Consider the following 9,407-nt stretch of genomic DNA (forward strand, 5'->3'; position numbering starts at 1 on the left):
TTTTCATTATACGCTCCTTATATGAAATATTCATGAACAAAACACATAAGAAAAAAAATGTGGCTATATACCACATTTAACTCATATCAATGTAATGGACTTCTTTTCCTTTTAAATGAACATAAATAATTCCAATAAGACCTGCTATAATAAAAGCAATTGAAATCAATTGAGCCATACGAATTGGTCCAAACATAAGACTATCTGTACGTAATCCTTCAACTGGGAAACGCACTAAACCATAGAATAGGAAATAACTAAAGAATTGAATACCCTGGTGTTTTTGAAATCTTCTAATCACAAACACAATAAGCAAGAAAGCCATTATATTTCCCACTGATTCATACAAAAATGTAGGATGATGATATGCCCCATTCATATACATATTATCAATAATGAATTGTGGAAGATGCAAAGACTGCAAAAATGATAAACTGACTTCTCCTCCATATGCTTCATGATTGAAAAAGTTTCCCCATCTTCCAAACGCCTGGGCAATCAATACGCCAGGCATAATGGCATCACCAGCCAGTAAAAATGGAATATCATGCTTTTTAAAGAAATAATAACTATAAATCAGTCCTGCAAAGATTCCACCTTGAATAGCTAAACCGCCATGCCAAATAGCAAAAATCTCTAATGGTTGAGAAGCATACATTTCATCAAAGGTAAAAATAACATACCAGATTCTAGCACCGACAATTCCAATCAATAAGACTGCAAAGAAATAATCAGATAAAATATCTTTAGAATACCCTAATTGTTTAAAACGGTATTGCCCTAAAAAATATGCAATACATGCACCTGTGAGAATACAAACCGCATACCACTGAATATGGATTGGTCCAATAGTGACAAAAGTTGAAAAATCTTCAAAGAATGTCATGATGATTTACTCTTAATATTGTCAAGAATACGATTGACAAATTCCTTGCTTGAATCAAATCCAGAATCTTTAAGTTGCATATTCATCACAGCTGCTTCTATAATAGCAGACATACTTCTTCCACCAGTCACAGGCACGACAATTTTAGGAATTTGGATACCCAAGATTTCTTCCATAACGTCATCTTCTTCCATACCAATTCTTGTATATTCACGTGATGGAAGCCAACGTTCCAACTGAATAATTAAATCAACATGATCTTTTGGTAATACTGAGGCGACCCCAAACATCTTAGAAACATCAATAACCCCAATACCTCTGATTTCTAATAAATTGCGTAAAACTTCAGGAGCACGACCTACAATTCCCTGACCAATATGATAAAGTTCAATAGCATCATCAGCAATCAAAAAATGCCCACGTTTAATTAACTCTAAAGCAATCTCTGATTTTCCAATACCACTATCACCACGAATCACAACACCTTTACCATAAATATTTAAAAAGACTCCATGAATCAATGTTTCTGCCGCTAAAGCTTCATCAAGTGTTCCAGTTAAATCTATAGAAACACGACCTGTTGCCTGTGTTGTTTCAAAAATTGGAAAATTTCTCTTGATCGCAATATTTTTCAAAATTTCTGGACATGAATATCCTTTCGCAATAATAATACAAGGTGTTTCATCATTGGCTAATTTAGAAAAACATGCAAGTTGTGATTCTTTGCTCATTTCTTTAACGAAAGAAATTTCTTTTTCTCCAAATAATATAATTCTTCTAAAATCTGTATGTTTAAAAAATCCTGCCAATTCAAATCCTGGTCGATTCATTTCTGGCACAAAGACTTCTCTTTCCAAAGCTGATTCATCACCTGATATCTGATGAAATAAAGCTGGTTTCAATAAATCTTTGATTTTCACTGACTTTCCCATGTATTTCCTCCTACTCTAAGACCATTTTCAAGAAACGTCCTGTATGACTTTTTTGACATGCTGCGACTTTTTCTGGCGTTCCTGATACTACAATTGTACCACCATTGTCGCCACCTTCCAATCCTAAATCAATAATGTGATCAGCAACTTTAATCACATCAAGATTATGTTCAATCACAATCACAGTATCACCCTGTTCAACAATACGATTTAAAACTTCAATCAGACGTGCTACATCATGACTATGTAAACCAGTTGTTGGTTCATCTAAAATATATACTGTTTTTCCTGTTGCTTTCTTTTGTAATTCACTGGCAAGCTTCACACGCTGCGCTTCTCCACCAGATAATGTTGTGGCGCTTTGACCAAGTTTTATATAACCAAGTCCTACATCATAAATCGTTTGAAGCTTAGAACGAATACGTGGTAAATTATCAAAGAATGTTAAAGAATCTTCAATAGTCATCTCTAAGACATCATAGATTGTCTTATCTTTATAAGTCACCTGTAATGTTTCTTCATTGTAGCGTTTACCACCACATTCTTCACAAGGTACATAAACATCAGGTAAAAAATGCATACTGATACGTTTGACACCATCACCTTGACACGCTTCACAACGTCCACCTTTGACATTAAATGAAAAACGCCCTTTATCATATCCACGCATTTTTGCTTCAGGTGTTTTCGCAAACAATTCACGAATATCATCAAAGACACCAGTATAAGTCACAGGATTAGAACGTGGTGTACGTCCAATCGGATCTTGTGAGACTTCAATGACTTTATCTACATTTTCTAAACCAAGAATTTCTTTATGTTTTCCTGGTTTTTCTTTAGAATGATAAAGTTTTGCACGCATCGCTTTACATAAAATTTCATTCACCAATGTTGATTTTCCACTTCCTGATACACCCGTCACACAGATAAATTTTCCTAGTGGAAATTTAACATTAATATTTTTTAAGTTATTTTCCTTAGCACCTTTTACTTCAATATATAATCCATTCCCTTTGCGTCGCTTTGATGGAACTGGAATCTTATATTCTCCTGAAAGATATTTTCCAGTAATAGAATGAGGATTCTTCATGACTTCTTCAGGTGTTCCTGCTGCGACAACCTGACCACCATGAACCCCAGCACCTGGCCCAATATCAATAATATAATCAGAAGCACGCATCGTATCTTCATCATGTTCTACAACAATCACACTATTGCCTAAATCACGCATATTACATAACGTTTTAATTAATTTTTCATTATCACGTTGATGTAAACCAATAGATGGTTCATCTAATACATAAAGAACCCCTGTTAAACGTGAACCAATTTGTGTTGCTAAACGGATACGTTGTGCTTCTCCTCCAGACAAACCACCAGCACGTCTTGATAATGTCAGATAACCTAATCCTACATCATTTAAGAATGTTAAACGATCTTTAATTTCCTTAATAATCAAACGTGCAATATTTGTTTCTGTTTCATTCAGTTTTAAATTCTGTACAAAATCAAGTGCTTTTTCAATAGACATATCAGTAAATTCACTGATATTTAATCCACCCACCTGTACACTTAAAACTTGTTCATTCAATCTTTTTCCCTGACATGTTGGACATGTATGTTCAGCCATAAATGAAGCATACCATTCTTTTGACCATGAAGAAGTTGTTTCTTCATAACGTCTTTGAATCAGTGTTTTCACACCTTCGATTGGTTTTGTCGTTTGAGAAACATTTCCTGAACTTGACTGTAATGTATATGTAATAGGTTTATCAGAACCATATAAAATAATATCTAATTCTTTCTTACTAAAATCTTTAAGTGGCTTATCTAAGTCAATATGATATTCTCGACATAAAACAAGAAATCTCTGCCATTCAATACGATCAGTTCCTACTGATGTTTTGAAATAACGAATTCCTCCCTGATTAATACTTAATGACCAGTCAGGAATTAATAAATCATTATCAACTTCATTTTTTACACCGATTCCTTTACAATCTGGACAGGCACCCAATGGGTTATTAAAAGAAAATAAACGTGGTTCTAATTTAGGAACACTGAATCCACAATATGGACAAGCTAAATGTTGAGAAAAAAGCTTTTCTGTTTTTTCATTCAAGTTTTCAACAATAACTTCCCCACCTGTTAATTTTAATCCTGTTTCCAAAGAATCCGCTAAACGCGAGCGATATCCTTCCTTTTTAATAATTCTATCCACTACAACATCAATATTATGTTTTTTATTTTTATCCAAAACAATATCTTCATCTAAAAGACGCATTTCACCATCCACTTTGACACGTAAAAAACCATCTTTCGCTAATTGTTCAAATAAATCCTTATGTGTCCCTTTTTGATTACGACACATTCTTGCTAGAACCTGTAATTTTGTTCCATCTTCATATTGATCAATTGTATCAACCATTTGTTTAATTGTCTGTGATTCAATCAACACATGATGGGTTGGACAATAGGCATGTCCAACTCTGGCATACAACAATCTTAAATAATCAAAAATTTCAGTCACTGTTCCAACTGTTGATCGAGGATTATTTGATGTTGTCTTTTGATCAATCGCAATCGCCGGTGATAAACCATCAATACTATCCACATCAGGCTTTTCCACACCACCTAGAAATTGTCTGGCATAAGCACTTAATGATTCAACATAGCGTCTTTGTCCTTCCGCATAAATCGTATCAAATGCCAGTGATGTTTTTCCACTCCCAGATAATCCTGTCATAATGACAAGCTGATCTCGAGGAATTTCTACATTTATATTTTTTAAATTATTAACTCTTGCGCCTTTGATAATAATTTTATCTTTGTTCATACTTCCTCAAACTCCTTAATATCTTTTCCTTACTCAAACCTTGCAACTGCAAATCATAGGCTTCATCTAACATCTGCTTAAATAAATGTGTTGAAGTCAAACCATTTGCTAATAAATCATCACCACGAATCAGTGGCAATGGCGCTTGAACACCTAAACGTTTTTGCTTATCTTGAATATATAACCAAAACTCATCATATTGTTCCTGAGCTACTTTTCCCCTTCCTAACTTATCACAACAGCTTATATAAATCAAATCATTCATAGAAACTTTTCCATCAATCTTCTTTAAAAGTCTTAAATAAGATAAATCCTTTGCATGATGACGTGACATATTCATTAAATGCATATGATACATGATCATTGTGGAAATATATTGTCTTTCTTTTTTAGATGTGATGATTGGAACATCTTGAAACACCTGCACACCTGCTTCATTATGTTTAGGCGCATGTCCTTCTTTGGTTGTTACCAAAGGTTTCCCTATATCATGAAGTAAACATGCCCACATAAACCATAGAGGATGATCCGTTTTCTTTTTCACATGACTGGCTACATCTATAACCAGCATCGTGTGCGTGAAAACATCATCTTCAGGATGAAAATCTAAACGCTGATGCGTTGTTGTCAGAGCCTGTAAATAAGGTGGTAAAGCTCCTATATCTTTTAAAAACATAAATCCTAATGATGGTTGTGGTGCCATCAGGATTTGACAATACTCCTGATAAATTCTTTCATATGATAAATGATCCAGCATATGTGACTGTGCCATAGAACGACATAGATTCAAAGTCTTCTCTTCAACTTGAAATTCAAATTGGGCGACAAAACGTGCCACTCTTAAAACACGCAAAGGATCTTCCATGAAATGTTCAGGATCCACACAACGAATGATATGCTGATCAATATCTGATAAACCACCACATAAATCAATGACACGTTGTTCTAAGTAATCATACATGAGTGCATTCATTGTCAGATCACGCCTCAAAACAGCTTTTTCTAATGGTAAATCAGGATCTATTATCACTTCAAAATCCTGATGCTTGTGACCAGTTTTTGTTTCCTGTCGAGGTAAGGCAAAGTCATAATGAGGAAGCTCTTCTAACTGAACAATCGCAAAAGATTTTCCAAATGTATGAACATGACCATATTTTTGTAAAATAGCACACAGTTTTTCATAACTTAAATGATATACTTCTACATCTACATCATGCTGATCATAACGTCCTAAGATTTCGTCACGAACAGATCCACCGACAATATAAACTTTTCCACCATGAGCGATCATATCATCAAAAATCTCTTGAGCCAAAGCATCTATTTTCATTACTTTTCACCTTTAAGTTCCATAATAATATCTCTTAATTCCATAGCTCTTTCAAAATCAAGCACTTTCGCAGCTTCTTTCATTTCTTTTTCTAGATCTGCAATCAGTTTCTTCTTTGCTTTTTGAGGTGCTTTTTTACCTTTTTGTAATAATGAAGAAGCTTCTTCCATTGTTTCTTTACCTTGAATTAAATCATGAATTTCTTTATGAATAGTCTGTGGAATAATATGATGTTCTTTATTATAGGCTTCTTGAATTTCACGACGACGATTTGTTTCATCAATCGCTTTTTGCATAGATTCTGTTATATGATCACCATACATAATCACTTTTCCATTCGCATTTCTGGCCGCACGTCCAATCGTCTGAATTAATGAGCGTTCACTTCTTAAGAACCCTTCTTTATCCGCATCTAAAATACAAACTAGAGAAACTTCAGGTAAATCCAACCCTTCTCTTAACAGGTTAATTCCCACCAGTACATCATATTTTCCAAGTCTTAAATCTCTTAAAATTTCAGTACGTTCTAATGTTTTTGTATCTGAATGTAAATAAGCGACTTTTAACCCTACTTCTTTTAAATAAGCACTAAGATCTTCAGCCATACGTTTTGTAAGTGTTGTAATTAAAACTCTCTCTTTTTTATCAATACGTTCATGAATTTCATCAATCAGATCATCAATCTGATTTTTTGTTGGACGAACATCAATAATAGGATCCAACAAACCTGTTGGACGAATAATCTGTTCTGCATATTCACCATGTGTTTTTTCTAATTCATAGTCACCTGGCGTTGCCGAAACATAAATCACCTGATTAATAATCTTTTCAAACTCTTCAAAACGCAATGGTCGATTATCCAAGGCACTTGGCAAACGGAAACCATATTCAACCAATGTTTCTTTACGGCTGCGATCCCCATTAAACATACCTCTGACCTGTGGTAACATCACATGACTTTCATCAACAATCATTAAAAAGTCATCTGGAAAATAATCGATTAAAGTATAAGGACGTTGTCCTGCTTTTCGTCCATCAATATGACGTGAATAATTTTCAATTCCTGGACACATGCCTACTTCTCTTAACATTTCAATATCATGACGTGTACGCTGATCTAGACGTTCATATTCCAGTGGTTTCATAGCATCCTTAAAATATTGTAAACGGTCTTGAAGTTCTTCGGAAATCGTATCACAGGCATGTAACATTTGTTCCTTTTTTGTAACATAGCCATAAGCCGGATAAATCGTATATGTTTTATAACGACTCAAGACTTTACCAGTCAAAGGATCTACCTCACTGATTCCTTCCACTTCATCACCAAAAAGCTCTATACGAATCAGCCAGCTTTCTGTATGTCCAGGTACAATTTCAATGACATCACCACGTACCCTGAACGTCCCTTTTGACTGTTCAATATCATTTCTTTGGTATTGACGATCTACAAGATAAGTTAAGAGTTCGCGACGATCAATTTCCTGACCGACACGTAATGAGAAAATCATTTCTTTATATTGTTCAGGATTTCCTAAACCATAAATAGAAGCCACTGATGCAACGACAATCGTATCTCTTCTTTCTAATAAAGAATTCATGGCTGCTGAACGCAACATTTCTATTTCATAATTTGTTTTTGCATTTTTATCTATGTATGTATCACTTTTTGGAATATAAGCTTCTGGCTGATAAAAATCGAAGTTAGAAACAAAATATTCCACACGATTTTCAGGAAAAAATTCTTTTAATTCTGAATATAATTGTCCAGCTAAAGTTTTATTATGGGCTAATACCAGTGTTGGTTTATTCACCTGAGCAATAACATTAGAAACAGTAAATGTTTTTCCTGTTCCCGTTCCTCCCAGTAAAACCTGTTCCTTTTTTCCAGCACGTATTCCATCAACCAGCTGTTGAATAGCTGCTGGTTGATCACCCATTGGTGAATATTTGGAAACTAATTTAAATTGTTCCATTTTAGCACCTCCCTATTGAATCAATTGATTCACTTTTTGTAGATAAACATCCTCTTTTTCTTGATACAAATGATATGTTAAAGCACTTAAAAGAATGAAACGATCATTTTGAGAATAAATGCCATCCTGTTTTAAAGCATAATCTTTTTCAAATGCTTCTAAGGCTGTTGTTGTCTGATGTGAAAAATATCCATCCTGACGATCTAATGAATAACCTAATTCTTGAAGCATTTCCTGCATATATTGAATATTATCATCAACATCATCATATTGATAAGATTGTTTCATTTCACCTACATGAAAATCATGGATATTGGTTTCATCAATAACATAATCTGGTTCTAATCCTGTACCATTGATCCATGTTCCATGAGGAGTTAACCATTTTTCATGAGTGTATTTCAATACAGATGAATTAGAAAGAGTCACTTGTGTTTGTGCAACACCTTTACCATAAGTCGTTTCACCAATCAATTGATAATCTAAATTCTCTTTCAAACCTGCACTTAAAACTTCTGAAGCACTGGCAGTTTGCTGATTCACTAAAATATAGCCATGTTCAAATACATATTTTTCCCGACTGGTTGCTTTATATTCTTCCGTTTTGCCATCTTTATCCTGAAGAGAAAATAATGTTTGTCCTTCTGGCACAAACAAATCAAGAATCTCTTGGGCAGCATTCAAATAACCTCCACTATTATCCCTTAAATCAATGATAATGTGGTTGATTTTTTGTGATTTCATATCTTGCAGCTTCGTTTCAATAACTTCATGAATATTTTCACCAAAAGTCACAATTCTTAAATAACCAACTTTCTGTTGGTTTACAGTCATAATAGAAGAAGCAATTGATGTATCCACATTTTGACGTGTTGCTGATAGATTTTGACTTTTTCCATCTCTTAATAGACGTAAAGCAACTTGACTCTGACTTTTACCCTGTATCATTTCTTTAACTTTATCTGATGTATATCCAGCGATCGAAGTTCCTTCAATGTGCGTAATAATATCTCCTTTTTGTATACCCGCTTTTTGAGCTGGCGTATTTTGATATACATCCAACACAATAGCACCATCATCTACCATTGTAAACGTAATCCCAATACCTTCAAAAGTCCCATTAATAGATGTTCCTAATTCCTGTGACTGTTCCAATGATAAATATGAAGAATAAGGATCTCCTAATGCTAAAACCATTCCATTTAGCATACGTTCCTGTAAACTTGTATCATTATCACTTGTATCTAAAAAATCATTTTCAATAATTTGCGCAATTTCATTATAGACATCACTATCAGTGCCATAACGATTGGACTGGAAGTCATGAATAAAATAACCACCAACACCTCCAATCACCAGACATAAAATACAAGCCATCATATAGATAGGTCCTTTTTTTAATCTTGTTTTCTTTTTTTGATCATATTCAAACTGAAAATCGTCCATACAT

Annotated in this window: 6 protein-coding genes; all 6 read right to left on the minus strand. The window is 34.1% G+C overall.

What is annotated here, in order from left to right; all coding sequences use genetic code 11:
* Window positions 1-76 precede the first annotated feature (76 nt).
* Window positions 77-886 (minus strand): prolipoprotein diacylglyceryl transferase, encoded by an 810-nt coding sequence (gene lgt, locus E0K96_RS10665; protein ID WP_168083118.1) that lies wholly within the window; start codon window positions 884-886, stop codon window positions 77-79.
* Window positions 883-1,818 (minus strand): HPr(Ser) kinase/phosphatase, encoded by a 936-nt coding sequence (gene hprK / locus E0K96_RS10670; protein WP_168083120.1) that lies wholly within the window; start codon window positions 1,816-1,818, stop codon window positions 883-885. Before hprK ends, lgt begins: the two co-directional genes overlap by 4 nt.
* A gap of 10 nt (window positions 1,819-1,828) precedes the next feature.
* The gene (gene uvrA / locus E0K96_RS10675; RefSeq protein WP_087296710.1) at window positions 1,829-4,654 is read right to left on the minus strand and encodes an excinuclease ABC subunit UvrA; all 2,826 of its coding nucleotides are present in this window, start codon (window positions 4,652-4,654) and stop codon (window positions 1,829-1,831) included.
* Complete coding sequence (locus E0K96_RS10680; protein ID WP_168083122.1) at window positions 4,641-5,984, minus strand: CCA tRNA nucleotidyltransferase; 1,344 nt, start codon at window positions 5,982-5,984, stop codon at window positions 4,641-4,643. The genes uvrA and E0K96_RS10680 overlap by 14 nt, the downstream gene beginning before the upstream one ends.
* Entirely contained in the window at window positions 5,984-7,957 is a 1,974-nt protein-coding gene (gene uvrB, locus E0K96_RS10685) for an excinuclease ABC subunit UvrB (protein ID WP_087244529.1), read from the minus strand. Before uvrB ends, E0K96_RS10680 begins: the two co-directional genes overlap by 1 nt.
* Window positions 7,958-7,969: 12 nt before the next feature.
* The coding region (locus tag E0K96_RS10690) for a S41 family peptidase (protein ID WP_370519924.1) at window positions 7,970-9,407 on the minus strand (1,438 nt) is incomplete at its 5' end.

This window comes from Massilimicrobiota sp. SW1139, from assembly GCF_012027715.1.
In the GTDB taxonomy this organism is placed as follows: Bacteria; Bacillota_I; Bacilli_A; order Erysipelotrichales; family Coprobacillaceae; genus Allocoprobacillus; species Allocoprobacillus merdigallinarum.